Source organism: Streptomyces galbus, from assembly GCF_005280195.1.
GTDB lineage: Bacteria > Actinomycetota > Actinomycetes > Streptomycetales > Streptomycetaceae > Streptomyces > Streptomyces galbus.
Genome location: NZ_SZPR01000012.1, coordinates 383089 through 401868, shown reverse-complemented (window position 1 = coordinate 401868; position 18780 = coordinate 383089). Strand labels below are relative to the sequence as shown.

Sequence of the window (18780 nt, the reverse complement as noted above, 5' to 3'; positions counted from 1 at the left end):
GGGGCGGGGTCAGCCCTTGACCGCGCCCGACGCGAGTCCTGACGTGACGTGGCGCTGGAGGAGGAGGAAGACGGCGAGGGCGGGCAGGGCGAAGAGGGTGGAGGCGGCCATGGTGGCGCCCCAGTCGGTGCCGAAGGTGTTCTGGAAGGACGACAGCCAGACGGGCAGGGTGCGCTGGTCCTGGTTCTTGATGATGAGGAAGTTGGCGTAGGCGAACTCGTTCCAGGCGGTGATGAAGCCGAACAGCGAGGTGGCCATCAGTCCGGGGGCGAGCAGCGGCAGCGCCACGCGGCGGAACGCGCCGGGCCGGGTGCAGCCGTCGACCTGTGCCGCCTCCTCCAGTTCGGGCGGGACGGTGGCGATGAACCCGCGCAGCACGATCACGGTGAAGGGCAGGGTGATCATGAAGTAGACCAGCGTCAGCGTGGTGAGCCGGTCCAGCATGTCGGTGTCGCGGGCGATGATGTAGACCGGGATGATCAGCGACTCCCACGGCGCCATCTGGGCGATGAAGACGGCGAGGACGAACTGCCGGCGGCCCCGCCAGCGCATCCGGGCGACGGCGAAGGCCGCCGCGAGGGCGACGAACAGGGACAGCAGCACGGCACCGGCGGTGACCAGCAGGCTGTTGCGCCAGAACTGGGCGAAGCCCGGCGCGTCCACCGCGGTCCTGAAGTGCTCCAGCGTCCAGGAGTGCGGGAAGAGTCGGGGCTCGGACGACTGGATGTCACGGGACGGCTTGAGCGCGGTCGTGACCATCCAGTACACGGGGAAGAGACACACCAGCACGGTCAGGGCGGCACCGGCGTGCAGGGGCAGCCGCCGCAGGCGGGGGGCGCGGAAGCCGGGGACACGGCCGCGGCCGCGGGGCGGGCGGACGCGTCCGCCGCGGACGGTGCTGCTCACCGCTCGTCCTCCTGTCGGAACATCTGGCGGAAGTACAGGACGAGCACGCCCGACATCAGCACGACCGTGATCATCGAGGCGGCCGAGCCGAGGTCGTAGCGCTGCTGGGAGAGGGCGGTCTGCACGGCGTAGACCGGCAGGATGGTGGTCGCGTCGCCGGGGCCGCCCTTGGTCATCACCCAGATCTGCACGAACGCCTTGAAGGTCCAGATGACCTCGAGGCAGAGCACCAGCATCACGATGGGGCGGATCAGCGGCAGGGTGACCGAGCGCAGGACCCGGAAGGCGCCCGCTCCGTCGAGGCGTGCGGACTCCTGGAGTTCGGCGGGGACGGTGGTGAGCGCGGAGTAGAGGGTGATGGCGGCGAACGGCACGGACTGCCACACCACCAGTACGACGAGGATGACGAACGCGGCGGTGCCGTGGGCGAACCACGGGTACCGCTCGAAGCAGTGGGCGCCGAGCGAGGTCAGGGTCCAGTTGACGATGCCGAACTCGGAGTGGAACAGCCACTGGAAGACGGTGGTCGCGGCGACCACCGGCATCGCCCAGGCGAGGACGAGCGAGCTGAGGACGAGGCCGCGCCACACCCGGCCGAGCCGTTCCGTCATCAGCGCGACCAGCAGCGCGATCACCATGATCAGGACGACGTCGACCGCCATGAACAGGAAGGTGCGGCGTACGACCGTCCAGAACCGCGGGTCGGTGAGCAGGGTCCGGTAGTTCGCCAGGCCGACGAACTCGGCGTCCCCGGAGATGAGTTGGCGCAGCCGGAAGTCCTGGAAGGAGATCAGGACGGCGCGGGCCAGCGGGTAGAGCAGCAGGTAGGCCATGCCGAGGACGGTCGGCGCGATCAGCAGGTAGGGCCAGGGGCCGGAGCGGGCGCCGGAGCGGTCACCGCCGCGGCGGCGGGGCGTCGGTGCGGGGGCCCGGACCGGCCGGGGCCGCGGCCGGGCCCGTTCCTCGGTGGTCGGCACGGCTCCTCCTCTCGTACGGGACGTGCGGGACTGCGGTACCTGCGGGACGTGCGGGGCTGCGGGCCGGCGGTGCCCAGGGGCGGGGGCCGGCGGCACGGGCGCCGGATCACGAGGCGGTGTTCATCGCCCGGGTGATCTCCGCGGACGCCTCGGCCGCCGCCTGCCGCATGTCCCGGCCGGTGAGCGCGGCCGTCATGTAGTCCTTGATCGGGTTCTCCGCCTCGACCGCCGCCCAGCCCGGCGTGTTGGGCGTGGCGCGGCCCTCGGCGGCGCCGACGGCCATGGTGGCCGCGCCGGGGTCGGCGGCGACGGCGGAGGCGAGGGACGTCTTGTTCGGCACGTAGCTCATGGCGAGGGCGAGCTTCTTCTGCCAGGTGTCACCGGTGAGTTCCTTGATGAACGTGTAGGCGGCGTCCTGGTGCTGCGAGGCGGCCGGGACGACGAGGTCGGAGCCCCCGGTGAAGACCGCGCCGGGCTTGTCGGCCGTCTTGCCCGGGACGGGGAAGAAGCCGAGCTTCCCCTTCAGGCCGGGGTTGTGCTGGGCGATGACGTTCGCGCCGCCGGGCACGGAGATGATCTGGGCGACCTTGCCCCCGGCCATCACCTCGGCCTGCGGCGGGTTGGCCTCGTCCGCGTCCTTGGGGCCCTTGCCGAGCGCCTGGAGTTCCTTGTAGAACCGCATGCCGGCCAGCGCCTGGGGGGTGTCCAGGGCGCCCTTCCACCGGCCGCCGTCCTGGACGGCGAGGTCGCCGCCCTCGTCCCAGATGAAGCCGGCGAGGGCGTACCAGGTCTGACCGGTGAGGTAGATGCCCTGCTGGTCCCCCGTGTTGAGCTTCCGGGTGGCGGCGAGCCACTGCTGTCGGGTCCTGATCGTGGCGGGGTCGACGCCGGCCCGCTGGAAGAGGTCCTTGCGGTAGACGACGACGCGGTTGGCGGCGTAGTACGGGATGCCGTACTGCCTGCCCTCCCAGGCGCCGGGCTCGGCCAGCCCCTTGAGCCAGGTGGCGCCGCCGAGGTCGCTCTTCTTGCCGGTGAGGTCGACCAGTCCGCCGCTCTGGGCGTACTGCGCGACCTGGGTGTTGCCGACCTCGATGACGTCGGGGGCGTCGTTGCTCGCCAGGGCGGCGGTGACCTTCTGGCCGATGCCGTCCCACTCCTGGATCTGCACCTTCAGGCGGATGTCGGGGTGCGCGGCGGTGAAGGCGTCCGTGAACTCCTTCTGGAAGGCCGCGGAGACGCTGTCCCGCATGAGCCAGACGGTCAGTTCGGAGGTGCCCTCGCCGTCACTCCCGCCGGAGCCGGAGCCGGAGGAGCAGGCGGTGAGGAGGGCGGTCAGCAGGAGGAGGGAGGACGACGCACCGGCGAGCAGGCGGAACTTCACGGTTCACCTCGAAGACGCTCAGGGATGGCGCGGGGCAGGGTGGGACGACGCCCCGGATACTTGACCAGTTGCCTCACGGGCCGCCACTGGACAGATAACCTGTTGGTGGTGGAAGAAAATGGCATGGACCAATAAGGCCGTCAACCCCCCACGCACGCCCGGGAATTACCGGGTGAGGGGAACGGAACGTTCTCCTGTCTGGGCAACTGCGTCGTAAACTGGTCCTTTACCAGTGGTCTCTTGTGGTCGCATCACGGAACTGGTCAGATGCATCCGCACGGGAAAGGCACGGGGGAACGCGGGGGAAGGGGACGGTACGGATGGCCGAGAAGGAACCAGGGGCGGGCGCGGCGGCGCGGTCGACGGGCGGGGTCCTCAAGCGGGAGCGGGTCCGCGACGCGGTGCTGACCATGGCGGAGGAGCGCAGTCCCGGCGACGCCATCCCGTCCGAGCGTTCCCTGTGCGCCCAACTCGGGGTGTCCCGGCCGACGTTGCGCGCGGCGGTCGACGAACTGGTCACCGCCGGCATCCTGGTGCGCGAGCACGGCCGGGGCGTCTTCGTGGCACCGGAGAAGATCACCCAGGAGCTGGTGCAGGACCGGCAGTCGCTCAGCGTGCCGCAGGCCTCGGGGACCTGGACGAGCCGGCTGCTGGAGTTCACCACGATGCCGGCGGGCGCCCGGGTGGGCCGCAAACTGCGCCTCTCCCCCGCCGCCGAGATCTTCTACGTGGCCCGGCTGCGGCTGGTCGACGGCGCCCCCATCGCCATCGAGCACCTGCACATCCCCGCCGCCACGGTGCCCGGCCTCACCGCCCGCGAACTGGAGCAGGGCGACCTCTACCAGCACCTGCGCACCCACCACGGCGTGCACGTGAGCGAGGCGACGCAGGCGATCGAGCCGACGGTGGTCACCCGGGCGGAGGCGGAGGTGCTGGACGTGCCGGAGCTGTTCCCGGCCCTGCTCTTCGAGCGCCTCACCAGCGACTCCACGGGCCGGCCCGTGGAGTACGTCCACTCGGTGTACCGCGGGGACCGCTACCGCATCGTCTCCCGCCTGCGGCTGACCGCAGACGCGGAGACCGCGGAACCCTCCGCCGGGCACCACCCCGGCATCCCCCCGGGCGACTTCGCCGACGGCGCGCCGGTCACGGCGTCCACGCTCGGGGACGTCCAGGGCTAGGGGGTGGTCTCGTCGGCGCCTGCCCCGGCCGGCACTGCACGAGGCGGATATCCCGGCCGTCCGAGGGAAGCCGCCCCTACAGGGTGGCTGACACGACGGCAGGAGGCTGATCGAGATGACCGTGGCACGGCAGCAGGGCGGCGGCGGGGGCTCCAGTGGCCTCTACGACGTCCTGGAACTGATCCTCGACCGGGGCCTGGTGATCGACGCCTTCGTGCGGGTCTCCCTGGTGGGCATCGAGATTCTCAAGATCGACATCCGGATCGTGGTCGCCAGCGTCGACACGTACCTGCGCTTCGCCGAGGCGTGCAACCGCCTCGACCTCGAAGCGGGGCCGCGCAAGCCGGCCGGGCTGACCGAACTGCCGGAGAAGCTGATGGAGGGCGGCGCCCGGGGCAAGACCAAGGGGGCCCTCTCGGGCGCCGCGCAGACCATTTCTGACGCGTTCCACCAGGTGCGCGACGAGAAGCGCTCCTCGTAGGGGCGCCACCCGCCGGCGAGCCCGTCCTTCCACCGCTCCCCCGCCGGGACAGTTCCCGGCCGGGCGGGAAGGACGGGCTCGCCCGTGTCCGGTCGGGCCCCGTGCCGACCGGAACGGCGGGGCCCCGGAGGCCGTGCGGGCGCGGTGCCGTGCCGCCCGTCGGGACCGCCGCAGACCAGGAGGGCGGGGCGCCCAGCGGGTTCGCGGCCAGTGCCCGTGCGGTGCCGTACAGGTTGGCGGCCATCGCGCGGCCGGTCCTGTGGGCCCAGTCGTGGCCGCGCTCGTCGTCGAAGCAGTCCGGGCCCGGGCCGGGGCCGAGGTGCCAGTAGGTCCACGACTGGCGGGGGATGGTGTAGCCGAGGTCGCACAGGGCGCCGTTGATCACTGTGATCACGTGGCGGTCGTCAGCGCGCTGGGCTGGGCCGCCGTGACGGTGGCGGGCTTGGCGGCGGGACGGGACGGCCGGTGAGCCGGAGAACGAGCGGTGACCGGTAGGGGTCTCGGATGACGGCACCGGCCGGTGGACGCCGGCGCCGGCCCGCCACGGAGTGGGTGCGGTCGGGCCGCGCGCCTCAGAGGTGGGCGGCCGGCTCTCCCGTGCGCTCGGACTCGTCCTGCACCAGCAGGGAGAGCAGCGACGCCACCGTGAGCCCGGCTTCCGCCGGGTGCCGCAGGACCTTGTCCGGATCGATGCTGTAGGTGTTCGTGCGCCCCTGGCGGGTGTGCGAGAGGTACCCGTCCTGCTCGAGGTCCGAGATGATCCGCGCGACGGCCCGTTCGGTGAGCCGGCAGCGCGCGGCGATGTCGCGGACGCGGACGTTCGGATTGTCGGCGATGGCAGCCAGGACGCGCGCGTGGCTGGTGATGAACGTCCATCCGGTGTGTGATGCGGGCACTCCAACCATGACCGGCATTCTAGGGGACAGAGGTTGCCAGAATCGATTTACATGACATAGATTTCATGCAATCGACGACTGGCGCTCCCGCGAGGGAGCCACAGGGAGGAGCCGACGGTGCCCTGGGACGAGGCCGCGGTGCCCACCCTCACGAGTCCCGCGGGTGGGACGCCACGGCTGGAGCGGACCGGCGGACACGGACCGCACGGGTCCGGCGTGCCGCAGTACGGGCGGCGCGGGGCGTGGGTGATCGCCCCGCGCGGCGCCTACGACATGGACTCGGTCGCGCCCCTGGCGCAGGCGCTGGACAGCGCGGTGCGGGAGCACCCCGTCGTCGTCCTCGACGCCTCCGGCGTCACCTTCGCCGACTCGACGTTCCTGACCCTGCTGATCCGCGCCCACCGGTCGGGCAGGCTGCGCCTGGTCGCGCCGTCCCCGCAGGTCCGGCAGATCTGCGAGATCACCGGCGTGGACGGCTACCTGGACATCCGGGACACCGTCGACGACGCCGTGGCGTGACGGGTCCCCGCGCGCGGCGGGCGGGTCAGCGCACCCGGCCCCGCGGCTTGAGCGGGGTCACCGGCAGCTCCGGGGCCCGCAGCGGGGCGCCGTCGTAGCCCTCGACCTCGCCGAAGCGCGTGCCCGTCATCCAGTCCCGGCGGGCCTGCTCGATCTCCTTCTGGGTGCGGCCGATCCAGTTCCAGAACATGATCAGTTCCTCCTCGAACGGCTCACCGCCCAGGAGCATCAGGCTCGCGTCCGACTCTGCGCGGACCGGGAGTCCGGTGCGGCCGCAGCCGAGGTAGAGCATCGAGCCGGGCAGCACCGGGACGCCGTCGACGTGCGCCTCGCCCGCCATGGACAGCACCGCGTACTCGAAGTCCGGCTCCAGCGGCAGCCGTACGTCCGCCCCGCGGGCCAGCGTCAGGTCGGCGCCCACGATCGGGGTGTACGTCGTGCCGGGCGAGGTGGCCCCGTCCAGCGAGCCCAGGACGAGCGTGGCCTCGAGGCCCGGCGCCGTGACGACCGGCAGGTCGTCGTGGTGCTCGAAGTGCGGGTCGGTGTGCCGGTGGCTGTCCGGCAGCGCGACCCACAGCTGCGCGCCGTGCAGGAAGCGGGCGTGCGGCCTCGGGCTCTCCTCGGAGTGGCTGATCGCCCGGCCCGAGGTCATCAGACCCAGCTCGCGCGGGCGGATCGTCTGGAGGCTGCCGGTGGAGTCGCGGTGCAGCACCTCGCCCTGGTGCAGCCAGCTCACGGTCTGCAGGCCCATGTGCGGGTGCGGGGGAACCTGCATCCCGGGCTCGTCGGCGATGTCGTCGGGGCCGTAGTGGTCGACGAAGCACCAGGCGCCCACCATCCTGCGGCCCAGGTTGGGCAGCAGCCGGCGGACCTCCGTCGACTCGCCGAGCTGGACCGTGCGGGGGCTGAGGAGCTCGCGCACGGGCTCCGCGACGACGAATCCGCGGCCGCCGCACGCGGCGGGCACCGGCTGCCGGTCAAGGTTGCTCATGTCCACAACCTAGCCCCGCCGCACGCCGCCCGTCAGTTCCGTAGCCGGCCGCCCGCCCGAGGCTGTGGAATTTTCAACTACCTGCCCGGGTTGAGGGCGTCGAAGGAGGTCACGAGTGGACACGACATACGACACCACGTACTACGCCCACGGGGAGCCGGCGGAGCGCTGGGAGCGGGCCCGGATGTTCTTCGACGCCAAGGACTACACCGCCGCCGCGCGCGTCCTGGACGGGCTGGTCGCCGAGGTGCCGGGGCAGACCGGGCCGCGGCTGCTGCTGGCCCGCGCCTACTACCACTCGGCCCAACTGCGCCGCGCCGAGGCCGAGCTGCGCGTCCTCGTCGAGCGCGACCCGGTCGAGCACTACGCCCGGCTGCTGCTCGGCCGCACCCTGGAGCGCCAGGGGCGCGCCGAGGAGGCGGAGTCGCACCTGCGCATCGCCGCCGCGCTGGCGGGCGAGTTCGACACCGCGTCCGCGCGGGTGTGAGCGCGGCCGGACGAGCGAGGCGTACGGGCCCGGTTCCCCGCGGGGAGCCGGGCCCGTGGTTCGTCCGCCCCGCCCCGCCGCCGTGGCATCCTGACCGGATGGCATCTCCCCCCAGTCGCCCGCCCCTTGCCGAGCGCGTGGAGGAACTCCTCTCCGCCGGTGGCCCGTTGCCCATCGTCGCGGCCGGCGACCCCGTGCTGCGCGCTGGCACGGTGCGCTACGACGGCCAGTTGGGCCCCGCGCTCCTGGCCCGCTTCGTCGAGGCCCTGCGCGTGACCATGCGCGCCGCCCCCGGCGTCGGCCTCGCCGCGCCTCAGGTCGGCGTGGAGCTGCGGATCGCGGTCGTCGAGGACCCGGCACCGGTGCCTCAGGAGGTGCGGGTGGCCCGTGGCCGGGTGCCGCTGCCCTTCCGGGTCCTGGTCAACCCCTCGTACGAGCCCGTCGGGACCGATCGTGCCGCGTTCTTCGAGGGCTGTCTGAGCGTGCCGGGGTGGCAGGCCGTGGTGGCCCGGCCCGCCCGGGTGCGGCTGACCGGCGAAGACGAACACGGCCGCCCGCTGGACGAGGTGGTCACCGGGTGGCCCGCCCGGATCGTCCAGCACGAGACGGACCACCTGGACGGCACCCTCTACCTCGACCGCGCCGAGACGCGCTCGCTGTCGTCGCAGGACGCCGTGGTGGAGCGCTGGGCCCAGCCGACGCCCGAGCGCGCCGCCCGCGAACTGGGCTTCGACCTGCCGTGAGACGCGCCCCGGACCCCCGGCGGGGCCCGGGGCGGTTCCCGGCCCGGCAGCGGGCTACCCCCGGTACGCCTCCAGCAGCCGCAGCCACACCTCGCTGATCGTCGGGTACGACGGGACCGCGTGCCACAGGCGGCTGACCGGGACGCGGCCGGCGACCGCGACGGTGGCGGAGTGGATCAGTTCGCCGACGCCGGGACCGACCAGCGTCACCCCGCGGACGATCTCCTCCTCCAGGTCGACGACCATCCGGGCGCGGCCCTTGTAGCCGTCGGCGTACAGGCCCGCGCCGGCCACCGACGCCAGGTCGACGTCCACGGCGCGCACCCGGTGGCCGGCCTCCTCGGCCTCCGCCAGCGACAGGCCCACGGCCGCCGCCTCGGGGTCGGTGAAGACGACCTGCGGTACGGCGTGGTGGTCGGCGGTGGCCGCGTGGGCGCCCCAGGGGTCCGTCTCCAGCAGCGGCACGCCCGAGGCGCGGGCGGCGATGGCGGCGCCCGCGATGCGGGCCTGGTACTTGCCCTGGTGGGTGAGCAGGGCACGGTGGTTGACGTCGCCGACCGCGTAGAGCCAGTCGGTGCCGGTGACGCGCAGGCTGTCGTCGACGTCCAGCCAGGAGCCCGGCTCCAGGCCCACCGTCTCCAGGCCGATGTCGTCGGTGCGCGGGGCGCGGCCGGTGGCGAAGAGGATCTCGTCGGTCTCGATCCGCTCGCCGCCGTCGGTGGTGACGACGACCGAGCCGTCGTCCGCGCGGGCGACGGAGGCGACGGAGGTGCCGGTGCGCACGTCCGCCCCGGCCTCGGTGAGCGCCTCGGCGACGAGTTCCCCGGCGAAGGGCTCCATCCGCGGCAGCAGGCCCTTGCCGCGGACCAGGAGGGTCACCCGTGAGCCGAGGGCCTGCCAGGCGGTGGCCATCTCGACGGCGACGACACCGCCGCCGACCACGACGAGCCGGCCCGGCACGGCCTGGGAGCTGGTCGCCTCGCGGCTGGTCCAGGGGGTGATGTCGGCGAGGCCGGGCAGGTCGGGGAGGGCGGCGCGGCTGCCGGTGCAGACGGCGACGGCGTGGCGGGCGGTGAGGACCTTGTCGCCGACGCTCACCGTACGGGGGCCCGTCAGCCGGCCCTGGCCGCGGTAGAGGTCGGCGCCGACGCCCTCCAGCCACTGGACCTGGCCGTCGTCCTTCCAGTGGGAGGTCTCGTAGTCCCGGTGGGCGAGGACCGCGGCGGCGTCCAGGGGGCCCTGGACCGCCTGGCCGAGGCCCGGGACGCGGCGGGCGTCGGCGCGGGCGATCGCCGGGCGCAGCAGCGCCTTGCTGGGCATGCAGGCCCAGTAGGAGCACTCGCCGCCGACCAGTTCGCTCTCCACGACCGCGGTGGACAGACCGGCCGCGCGGGTGCGGTCGGCGACGTTCTCGCCCACGGGGCCGGCGCCGAGCACCACGACGTCGTAAGCGATGGTTTCCGTTTCCGTCATGGGGTCAGTCTGGAGGGTGAGTGTGCTGCCCGGCCACACGGGTAGGGGCGCGGAATACGCGTTCCGCCGGCCGTGTTGTGCGGACGGCTTCGCCCTGCCAGGACGCACCTGGCAGGAAGCACCGGGAAGAGGGAATCACGTCATGAGCAGCACCGTGGAGCTCACCAAGGAGAACTTCGACCAGACCGTCACGGACAACGAGTTCGTCCTGATCGACTTCTGGGCGGCCTGGTGCGGGCCGTGCCGTCAGTTCGCGCCGGTCTACGAGAAGGCCGCCGAGGACAACCCCGACCTGGTGTTCGGCAAGGTGGACACCGAGGCGCAGCCGGAGCTGGCCGCGGCCTTCGGCATCCAGTCGATCCCGACGCTGATGATCGTGCGCGACCAGGTCGCGATCTTCGCCCAGCCGGGCGCGCTGCCGGAGGCCGCACTCACGGACGTCATCGGGCAGGCCCGCAAGCTGGACATGGACGAGGTCCGCAAGCAGATCGCCGAGCAGCAGGCGGAGTCGGGGTCCGCCGAGTAGGGACCGCCGCGGCGCCTCCGGTCAGAAGGGGCCCCGGTCAGAAGGGGTACGTCGCCACGTCCCCGCGCACCGTCGTCCAGCGCACGTCGGTGAAGGCCTGCAGGTTGGCCTCGCCGCCGAAGCGGGCGCCGGTGCCGGAGGCGGCGACCCCGCCGAAGGGCGCCACGGGTTCGTCGTTGACCGTCTGGTCGTTGATGTGGACGATCCCGGTCGGGACGCGCTCGGCGAGGTCGAGGGCGCGGGCGGTGTCGCGGGTGACGATGCCGAGGGCCAGTCCGTGGCCGCTGCGCGCGGCGAGCGCCGCCGCCTCCTCGGGGGTGCGGAAGGCCCGTACGGGCGCCACGGGACCGAAGACCTCCTCGGCGTAGGCCGGGGTGTCGTCGTCCACGCCGGCGAGCACCGTCGGCCGGTAGAACAGCCGCTCGTGGGTGCCGCCGGCCACGATTTTCGCGCCGGCCGCCGCGCTGGACTCCACCAGGGCGTGCACCCTGGCGAGCTGGCGGTCGTCGATGAGCGGTCCGAGGTGGACCGGGTCGCGGTACGGGTCGCCGACGGTGAGCGCGTCGGCCTTCGCGGCCAGCCGGTCCACGTACTCCTCGTAGAGGGAGGCGTGCACCAGGTGGCGGCCGGTGGTCATGCAGATCTGGCCCTGGTGGAAGAACGAGCCCCAGGCGGCCGTGGAGACCACCGCGTCGAGGTCGGCGTCCTCCAGCACCACCAGCGCGGAGTTCCCGCCGAGTTCGAGGTGGGCGCGCTTGAGGTGGCGTCCGGCGGCCTCGCCGACGGCCCGGCCGGCCGCGGTGGAGCCGGTGAAGGACAGCACCGGGACGCGCGGGTCCGCGACGAGCGCGGCTCCGGTGCGCGGGCCGCCGGGCAGGACGTGCAGCAGACCGTCGGGCAGGCCCGCCGCCGCGAGAACCGCCGCGAGCGAGAGGCCGCCGCACACGGCGGTGCGCGGGTCGGGCTTGAGGACGACGGCGTTGCCCAGGGCCAGCGCGGGCGCGACCGACCGGATCGACAGGATCAGCGGGAAGTTGAACGGCGCGATCACCCCGACGACCCCCACGGGCACCCGGCGGGTGTACGACAGCCGGGGCGCCTCGCTGGGCAGGACGTGCCCGGCCGGCCGGGAGGCGAGCGCGGCGGCCTCGTAGCACTCCTGGGCCGCGACGTGCAGCTCGAAGTCGGCCTTGCCGGGGACCGAGCCGGACTCCCGGACGAGCCAGTCGCGCAGTTCACCGGCGTGTTCGGTGAACAGGTCGCCCGCCTTGCGCAGGACCGCCGCGCGCACGGGGTGCGGGGCGCGGGCCCACGCCCGCTGGGCGGCCAGGGCTGCCTCGGCGGCCGGCCCAACGTCCTCGGCGGTGGCCGCGGTGACCATGCCGAGCGCCTCGCCGGTGGCGGGCTCGGTGACGGTGGACGCGGATCCGGTGAGGGGGCCGGGTTGCCAGGTGGCGCGGTCGAGCAACGGCATGCGGCTCTCCGTTCGGTTCCCACGGGTCGAGCCCGCACCATGCTAGTCGCGCCCCGCGGGGCGCGTTCCTAGCTGGACTCCCGTCCCACGACCGCGGCCGCGAGCAGTTCGCGGGACTCGGGCGGGGCGCCGGGGTGGCGGACCGCGCGGTCGACCAGTTCGGCGAGTTCACGGCCGGAGGGCAGCCGGATGTGGACGGTGCTGAGCCGGGGCCGGACCAGCCGGCCGAGGAGGAGGTCGTCGGCGCCGATGACCGCCGTGTCCCCGGGGACGCGGACGCCCTGGTCGGCGAGGGCGCTCAGCACCAGCACGGCGTACTCGTCGTTGAACGCGAACACGGCGTCGAGGCCGAGGTCGCGCCAGCGGGCCGCGAGGGCGCGCGCGGACTCCTCGGTGTAGGCGAGGGGCAGCTCGGTGACGGTGGCGTCCGTGCCGTCCAGGGCCGCGCGGGCCCCGGCCAGCCGGGGCCGGGAGAACATGTCCAGGCCCCGCTCCCGGGGCACCACGACGCCGATGCGCCGCCGGCCGCGGGCGTACAGGTGCCGGGCGGCGGCCCGGCCGACGGTCTCGTGGTCCAGCAGCAGGGCGTGGGCGCCCTCGACCCGGTCGCAGCCCAGCGTGACCACCGCGCGGGCGCCGGACCGCTTGAGGACGGCGACGCCCTCCGGGCCGATGCCGGGGCCCGGCACCAGGACGGCGACCGGCCGCAGCTCGGCCCAGGCGCGGGCGGCCTCGTCGCCGCGCAGTCCGCTGGCGCCGTACTGGACGACGGTGTAGTCGAGCCGGCCGAGGGCCTGCTGGAAGTCGTGCACGAACTGGCTGTAGAGCGGGCCGGCGGGCACGGGCGGGGCGGGCATCAGGACCATGCGGCTGTGGCCGGCGCGCAGGCTGCGGGCGGCGGCGTGCGGGACGTAGCCGAGTTCGCGGGCGGCCTCGTGGACGCGGCGGCGGGTGGGCTCACTGATCCGTACGGCGCTGGCGTTGTTCAGCACGTAGGAGACGGTGGCGCGCGAGACGCCGGCCAGGCGGGCCACGTCGGCGCTCGTGGGCACGGGGCGCGACGCCGGCGACGACGGCGGCGCGGGCGGGTCGGGGATCTGCACCATGACGTACCGCATCTTGGCAGAAGCCCGCCGTGCCCCACCGCCCGGGGGCCGTCAACCCCCTTCCGCAGGTCAGGAGTTGGAGCCTGTGACCGGTCAGCCGGCGGTGTCCGGGGCCGTTGCCGTCACCCGGTCGACCAGGTCCCTCCAGCCGGCCTCCAGCCGCTCCAGCGGCATCCCGCACTGACGGGTGAGGTGGTGGATGAGCACGGGGTTGAGGTAGCCCATGAGCGTGTGCGCGACCAGTTCGGTGTCCGCGTCCGGCACCGCCTGGCGCAGCAGCAGGGCGACGTGGCCGTGCAGCACCCGCAGCGGGGGCGAGGCGAAGCGGCGGTCCGCGCTGGGTTCGGCCGCCAGTTGCAGGTCGAGCTGTTCGGCCGAGCGCCGCAGCATGGCGCAGCCGAACGCGCGCAGCCGCTCCACGGGCGGCGCGCCGGGCCCGAGCGGGGGCGGTCCGCCGAGGAAGGCGGCCTGGAACTTCTTCTCGGAGTGGTCCAGCAGCGCGGTCAGCAGACCGGTACGGTCACCGAAGCGGCGGAAGACGGTGCCCTTGCCGACGTTCGCCGCGGCGGCCACCGCCTCCATCGTGACCCCGGCCGCGCCGTGTTCCGCGACCAGCCGGGCGGCGGCGTCCAGCAGCCGGGCCCGGTTGCGGGCGGCGTCGGCCCGCAGGCACGCGTCGGGTTCGTGGGCGGTGGTGTCGAGCTGGAGCAACTCGGTTCGGCCGAAGGGCTCCTCGGTGTGCGGGAAGGGCGGCAGCGCGGCGGACATGAAGACAGCGTAAAGCACCGGGAATCAAACTGGACCGCGGTCCGGTTACAGTGCTAGAAATTAAACGGACCTCGGTCCGGATCGTTACCGCAATGTTTCAGCCTCCCTGGGAGTACCCCCATGTCTGTTCGCATCCTCGCGCTCGTCGGCAGCCTCCGCGCCGGTTCGCACAACCGCCAGCTCGCCGAGGCGGCCGTCAAGCTCGCTCCGGAGGGCGCCGAGGTGGTGCTCTTCGAGGGTCTGGCCGAGATCCCCTTCTACAACGAGGACCTGGACGTCGAGGGCGCCGTGCCGGCCCCCGCCGCCAAGCTGCGTGAGGCCGCCCAGGCCGCCGACGCCTTCCTGTTCTTCTCGCCCGAGTACAACGGCACCATCCCGGCCGTGCTGAAGAACGCCATCGACTGGCTGTCCCGCCCCTACGGCGCCGGCGCCTTCGGCGGCAAGCCGGTCGCCGTGGTCGGCACCGCCTTCGGCCAGTACGGCGGCGTGTGGGCGCAGGACGAGACCCGCAAGGCCGTGGGCATCGCCGGCGGCCGGGTCATCGAGGACATCAAGCTCTCGATCCCCGGCTCCGTGACCCGCTTCGCCGAGGTCCACCCGGTCGACGACGCCGAGGTCGCCGCGCAGCTCACCGAGGTCGTCGCGCGCCTGCACGGCCACGCGGGCGAGACCGTCGCCGCCTGACCGCCGCCGACGCAGTGAGGAGGAGGGTGCCGCAGGACGGCACCCTCCTCCTTCCGCTCACGGGGAAGTCCGAGTCTCCCGAACGACCCCACGGGCCGCCGCCCCCGGGGCGGGTCAGGCCCGTGCCGCCGGGGTGTCGCCGGACTCGGCCGCCGGAGCCCGCGTGGGGCGCGGCGGCTCCGCGCGTACGGCGGGGATGACGGCCGCGATCGCCGCGGAGACCAGCGCCAGGCCGCCGCCGACGAGCAGCGCGGTGCGGAAGCCGGCCTCGGAGGCGAAGGTGTGCCCGCCCATGGTCGTGGTCATCTGGGCCAGGATCACGCCGATGACGGCCGAGCCGATCGACGTGCCCAGCGAGCGCATCAGGGTGTTGAAGCCGTTGGCGGCGGCGGTCTCGGACAGCGGGACCGACCCCATGATCAGGGCGGGCATCGCCCCGTACGCCAGACCCACGCCGCCGCTGGTGACCATGGTGACGAGCATGACGCCCCAGGCCGTGCCGATCAGGGCCTGCGCCAGCGCGTAGCCGGCGGCGAGCACGAGCGCGCCGCAGACCAGGGTGAACTTGGGCCCGCGGGCGTCGGTGAGCTTCCCGCCCAGCGGGGAGACCACCATCATCATGATGCCGCCGGGGGCCATCCACAGGCCGGCCGCGAGCATCGACTGGCCCAGGCCGTAACCGGTGGCCTCGGGGAACTGCAGCAACTGCGGCATCACCAGCATGCTCGCGTACATGCCGAAGCCGATGAACACCGAGGCGACGTCGGTGAGCAGCACCCGGGGGCGGGCCGTGGTGCGCAGGTCGATGAGCGGGTCGGTGGTGCGCACCTCCCACAGGCCCCAGGCGAGCAGGACGACCACGGAGGCGGCGAACAGGCCGAGCGTGGTGGCCGAACCCCAGCCCCAGTCGGCGCCCTTGGACACCGCGAGCAGCAGGCTCACCAGACCGGCGGCGAGGCCGAGCGCGCCGGCCAGGTCGAAGCGCTGCCCCTTGGCACCGGCCGGCACCTCCGGGACCAGGAACCAGATCAGCACGCCGATGGCGGCCGCGAGTGCGGCCGAGCCCCAGAAGAGCACCCGCCAGTCGGCGTACTGCGCGATCGCGGCGGCGAGCGGCAGGCCGAGGCCGCCGCCGATGCCCATGGAGGCGCTGACCAGGGCGATGGAGGAGCTCAGCTTCTCCGCCGGCACGACGTCGCGCAGCAGGGCGATGCCGAGGGGCACCATGCCCATGCCCATGCCCTGCAGTCCGCGCCCCACGATCATCGGGACCACTCCGGAGGCGAGGGCGCACACCACCGAGCCGGCGACGAGGGGCACGGCGCAGGCGAGCAGCATCCGCCGCTTGCCGACGAGGTCGCCGAGCCGGCCGGAGATCGGCACGCAGACCGCGGCCACCAGCAGGGTGACGGTGATGACCCAGGCCGCGTTCGAGGACGAGGTGTCGAGGATCTGCGGCAGTTCGGCTATCAGCGGGGTGACCAGGGTCTGCATGACCGCGGCCGTGGTGCCGGCCAGCGCGAGCGTGGCGACCACGCCGCCGGTGCGCGCGGTGGGCTGGGGGGCGTCCATGGAGGACTCCTCGACTCTCTGTGGGTGGGACTCGGGGAAGAAGGGATGTGCATCTTACATGTTCCGTGCATCACGCACATGATGTGGCTGATGCACGACCGTGTGCAAGGATGGGAGGCGCACCGCGAAGAGGAGGCCCGCGCATGGAGAGGCCGACGCACGACGTCGAGTACGAGCAGATGCTGCTCAGCCGCCACACCTTCCTCAGCCGGCGCGGGGGACGGCGCCAGGACGGCGTGCTGGAGCGCAGCGCCTACATCCTGCTCAGCCGGATCCGCGTGCAGGGCCCGATGTCGATCGGCGAACTGAGCGACGCCTTCGGCCTGGACGCCTCCACCCTCAACCGGCAGACGGCGGCGGCGACCCGCGCCGGACTGCTGGAGCGCATCGCGGACCCGGAGGGCGGCATGGCCCGCAAGTTCCGCATCACCGCGGAGGGCTCACGCCTGCTGGACGAGGAGCGCGAGGGCATCGTCGAGGTCCTGGACCAGGTGATGGCCGACTGGTCGGACGACGACATCGCCGCGTTCGCCGGCTATCTGCGCCGCTTCAACCACGGCATCGAACGCATCGGCGGCCGCCCCTGGCCGCGCCCCTGACCCCGCGGGACTGTGCGAACTCCTGACCAGGAGCCGCGCCTGGGTTAGCCTCGTGACCCTTCTGCGAGCGAACTGGCGTACGGCGAACATCACTTCGGGAGTTCCGTGTCCGACCGGACCACACCACCGGCCCCCACCGCGCACGAATCGGCGGCACTCCGGCAGACCGGCGCCGCTCCCCTGCGGCCCGGCGACCCGGTGCGGGTCGGCCCCCACGTCCCGCTCGCCCTGCTGGGCAGCGGGGGCATGGGGCGCGTGTACCTGGCGCGCTCCGCCGACGACGGGCCCGGGCTGTTCGCGGTCAAGGTGATCCGCCCCGAGTACGCCGAGGACACCCGCTTCCAGCGGCGCTTCGCCCACGAGGCGGCGGTGCACTCCCGGGTCGGCCCGCCGTACGCGCCGCGGCTGTGCGGCACGGGCCTCGACGACGACCTGCTGTGGATGGCCACCGAGTACCTGCCCGGCGTGGACCTGGCGGCCGTGGTGCGCGAGGACGGCTCGCTGGCGGCCCCCGCCGTCTGGCGGCTGGTGGCGGACCTGGGGCGGGCGCTGCTCGCCCTGTCCGCGGCCGGCGTGGTGCACCGGGACCTCAAGCCGTCCAACGTCCTGCTGTGCCCCGACGGCGCCCACGTCATCGACTTCGGGATCTCCAAGGCCGTCGACGCGAGCGCCGTCACCGGCACCGGCAACCGGGTGGGCACCCCCGCCTACATGTCCCCGGAGTACCTGCGCACGGGGCACTGCGACACCGCCTCCGACGTGTTCTCGCTGGCCGGGTCGCTGGTCTACGCGGCGGCGGGGCGCGGCCCGTTCGGCGACGGGACCGGCGTCGACGTCATGCACCGGGTGGCCTTCGAGGAGCCCGACCCGGACGTGCTCGGCGCGGTCGCCGAGGGCGACCCGGAGCTGGGCGCCCTCCTGACCCGCTGTCTGGCGAAGGATCCCGCCGCCCGGCCCACCCCGCGGGACCTCGTCGGCACCGCCGAGCGGCACGTCCCGGTCGACGGCTGGCCCGAGCCGGTGCACAGCAGGGTGCTGGTGCGGCAGCGGGCCCACGACACCCTGCACCGGCTCCCGGTGGCCCGGGCGGCCCTGCTGTGGCCGCCGGGGGTGCGGGCACGGGCCGGGCTGCACCCGTCGGACGGGAGCGTGCGGGACGGGCGGGCGCCGGACGCGCAGGCGTCGGAGGCGCACGGGCGCGCGCAGGACCGCCGGCCCGCTGGGGCGTACGGACACGCCCAGGGCCGGGCGGGTGCGCACTCCCCCGGCGCACGGCAGCCCGCTCCCGCCCCCGGGCCGGGTGACGACGTCGCTCCCGCGGCGTTACGGGCCCGGCGCCTGCGCCGCAGACAGGCGCTGGCCGTCGGCGCGGGCGTCGCCCTGTCCGCCGTCGCCGCCGGGGTCCTCGTCCTTTCCCGCGAGGACGGTCCGGCGACGGCCCACTCCCCGGGCGCGGTCGCCACGGCGTCCGGGGCCCTGCCGGGCGGGGCCCGCGGCGGTGGCGCGTCCCCGTCGGCGTCCCGGGTCTCCGACGGCGCGTCCGTCGCCGGTGAGCCCGGCGGGCGGGCCGTCTCCGGGTCCGAGCGTCCCGGACGCCCTACCGCGCCGGCCGCTGCGGGCCACGCCACGGACGCCCCGCCGGGTGCGGGCCCGGTGGGGTCCGTCGCGGCGACCCCCGGGGACCCCGGCGGGCCGGCACCCGTCACGAGCGCCCCCGCGCCGGAGCCGGCGGCCCAGCCCTGGAACACCGACTGCACCTACTACCCGGGCAGCGGACGCACCGGACCGGGCGACACCGGCAAGCGGGTGCGGCAGGTGCAGTGCATGCTCACCGCGCGCGGCTACAGCCTCGGCGGCACCGATCCGGACGGCGCGTTCGGCACCGGCACCGAGCAGGCGGTCCGCGCCTTCCAGAGCGACCGGGGCCTTGCGGCGGACGGTGTCGTGGCCCATGGGACGTGGGCGGCGCTGCGCGCCGCCGAATGACCCCCGATCAGGGGCGATAGGCGCACGGGC

At 74.0% G+C, this 18780-nt stretch carries 19 protein-coding genes and 1 pseudogene; 9 read left to right on the top strand and 11 right to left on the bottom strand.

What is annotated here, in order from left to right:
• Positions 1–9: 9 nt before the first annotated feature.
• The 3 genes from E4U92_RS14795 to E4U92_RS14785 all read right to left on the bottom strand — a co-directional run bounded on the left by E4U92_RS14795 (position 10) and on the right by E4U92_RS14785 (position 3264).
• Positions 10–828, bottom strand: coding sequence for a carbohydrate ABC transporter permease (locus tag E4U92_RS14795; protein ID WP_137301118.1), 819 nt, complete (start codon positions 826–828; stop codon positions 10–12).
• Positions 829–902: 74 nt separating this feature from the next.
• Positions 903–1883, bottom strand: a complete 981-nt coding sequence (locus E4U92_RS14790; RefSeq protein WP_174863860.1) for a carbohydrate ABC transporter permease — start codon at positions 1881–1883, stop codon at positions 903–905.
• Positions 1884–1989: 106 nt separating this feature from the next.
• Positions 1990–3264 carry an extracellular solute-binding protein gene (locus E4U92_RS14785; RefSeq protein WP_137300835.1) on the bottom strand — a complete coding sequence of 425 codons (1275 nt, stop codon included), beginning with the start codon at positions 3262–3264 and terminating at the stop codon, positions 1990–1992.
• Between the two features lie 320 nt (positions 3265–3584).
• Between E4U92_RS14785 and E4U92_RS14780 the strand changes: the two genes are divergently transcribed.
• Both E4U92_RS14780 and E4U92_RS14775 read left to right on the top strand, forming a co-directional pair.
• Positions 3585–4445, top strand: a complete 861-nt coding sequence (locus tag E4U92_RS14780) for a GntR family transcriptional regulator (RefSeq protein WP_137300834.1) — start codon at positions 3585–3587, stop codon at positions 4443–4445.
• A gap of 115 nt (positions 4446–4560) precedes the next feature.
• Positions 4561–4926: a gas vesicle structural protein GvpA gene (locus tag E4U92_RS14775; RefSeq protein ID WP_137300833.1), complete on the top strand. Its 366-nt coding sequence runs from the start codon at positions 4561–4563 to the stop codon at positions 4924–4926.
• A 178-nt stretch (positions 4927–5104) separates the two neighbouring features.
• Here E4U92_RS14775 and E4U92_RS36620 read toward each other — a convergent pair.
• Positions 5105–5323 (bottom strand): annotated as a pseudogene (locus tag E4U92_RS36620) (flavodoxin family protein); the annotation flags it as partial.
• 175 nt (positions 5324–5498) lie between these two features.
• Complete coding sequence (locus E4U92_RS14765; RefSeq protein WP_168374604.1) at positions 5499–5831, bottom strand: helix-turn-helix transcriptional regulator; 333 nt, start codon at positions 5829–5831, stop codon at positions 5499–5501.
• Between the two features lie 108 nt (positions 5832–5939).
• On the opposite strand from E4U92_RS14765, the gene E4U92_RS14760 reads away from it, so the two are divergent.
• Positions 5940–6341: an STAS domain-containing protein gene (locus tag E4U92_RS14760; protein ID WP_137300831.1), complete on the top strand. Its 402-nt coding sequence runs from the start codon at positions 5940–5942 to the stop codon at positions 6339–6341.
• 25 nt (positions 6342–6366) lie between these two features.
• Here E4U92_RS14760 and E4U92_RS14755 read toward each other — a convergent pair whose 3' ends face one another.
• Positions 6367–7332 (bottom strand): pirin family protein, encoded by a 966-nt coding sequence (locus E4U92_RS14755; RefSeq protein ID WP_137300830.1) that lies wholly within the window; start codon positions 7330–7332, stop codon positions 6367–6369.
• A 184-nt stretch (positions 7333–7516) separates the two neighbouring features.
• Between E4U92_RS14755 and E4U92_RS14750 the strand changes: the two genes are divergently transcribed.
• Entirely contained in the window at positions 7517–7819 is a 303-nt protein-coding gene (locus E4U92_RS14750) for a tetratricopeptide repeat protein (protein ID WP_137301116.1), read from the top strand.
• 98 nt (positions 7820–7917) lie between these two features.
• Entirely contained in the window at positions 7918–8562 is a 645-nt protein-coding gene (locus E4U92_RS14745; RefSeq protein ID WP_137300829.1) for a peptide deformylase, read from the top strand.
• Between the two features lie 54 nt (positions 8563–8616).
• On the opposite strand, the gene E4U92_RS14740 is transcribed toward E4U92_RS14745, so the two are convergent.
• A complete protein-coding gene (locus E4U92_RS14740) occupies positions 8617–10035 on the bottom strand; it encodes a dihydrolipoyl dehydrogenase family protein (protein WP_137300828.1) in 1419 nt (472 codons plus the stop codon).
• Between the two features lie 142 nt (positions 10036–10177).
• Here E4U92_RS14740 and trxA point away from each other — a divergent pair, with 142 nt between their 5' ends.
• Complete coding sequence (gene trxA, locus E4U92_RS14735) at positions 10178–10561, top strand: thioredoxin (RefSeq protein ID WP_137300827.1); 384 nt, start codon at positions 10178–10180, stop codon at positions 10559–10561.
• A gap of 37 nt (positions 10562–10598) precedes the next feature.
• Here trxA and E4U92_RS14730 read toward each other — a convergent pair whose 3' ends face one another.
• The 3 genes from E4U92_RS14730 to E4U92_RS14720 form a co-directional block, all read right to left on the bottom strand.
• On the bottom strand, positions 10599–12035 hold the full coding sequence (locus E4U92_RS14730; RefSeq protein WP_137300826.1) for an aldehyde dehydrogenase family protein: 1437 nt from the start codon (positions 12033–12035) through the stop codon (positions 10599–10601).
• A gap of 68 nt (positions 12036–12103) precedes the next feature.
• On the bottom strand, positions 12104–13153 hold the full coding sequence (locus E4U92_RS14725; RefSeq protein WP_137300825.1) for a LacI family DNA-binding transcriptional regulator: 1050 nt from the start codon (positions 13151–13153) through the stop codon (positions 12104–12106).
• An 81-nt stretch (positions 13154–13234) separates the two neighbouring features.
• Complete coding sequence (locus E4U92_RS14720; protein ID WP_137300824.1) at positions 13235–13909, bottom strand: TetR/AcrR family transcriptional regulator; 675 nt, start codon at positions 13907–13909, stop codon at positions 13235–13237.
• A 120-nt stretch (positions 13910–14029) separates the two neighbouring features.
• Between E4U92_RS14720 and E4U92_RS14715 the strand changes: the two genes are divergently transcribed.
• Entirely contained in the window at positions 14030–14593 is a 564-nt protein-coding gene (locus E4U92_RS14715) for an NADPH-dependent FMN reductase (RefSeq protein WP_137300823.1), read from the top strand.
• 114 nt (positions 14594–14707) lie between these two features.
• On the opposite strand, the gene E4U92_RS14710 is transcribed toward E4U92_RS14715, so the two are convergent.
• The gene (locus E4U92_RS14710) at positions 14708–16165 is read right to left on the bottom strand and encodes an MFS transporter (protein ID WP_137300822.1); all 1458 of its coding nucleotides are present in this window, start codon (positions 16163–16165) and stop codon (positions 14708–14710) included.
• A gap of 143 nt (positions 16166–16308) precedes the next feature.
• Between E4U92_RS14710 and E4U92_RS14705 the strand changes: the two genes are divergently transcribed.
• Positions 16309–16764 carry a MarR family winged helix-turn-helix transcriptional regulator gene (locus tag E4U92_RS14705; RefSeq protein WP_137300821.1) on the top strand — a complete coding sequence of 152 codons (456 nt, stop codon included), beginning with the start codon at positions 16309–16311 and terminating at the stop codon, positions 16762–16764.
• Between the two features lie 105 nt (positions 16765–16869).
• Positions 16870–18750 carry a serine/threonine-protein kinase gene (locus E4U92_RS14700; RefSeq protein ID WP_229862043.1) on the top strand — a complete coding sequence of 627 codons (1881 nt, stop codon included), beginning with the start codon at positions 16870–16872 and terminating at the stop codon, positions 18748–18750.
• Positions 18751–18780: the final 30 nt, after the last annotated feature.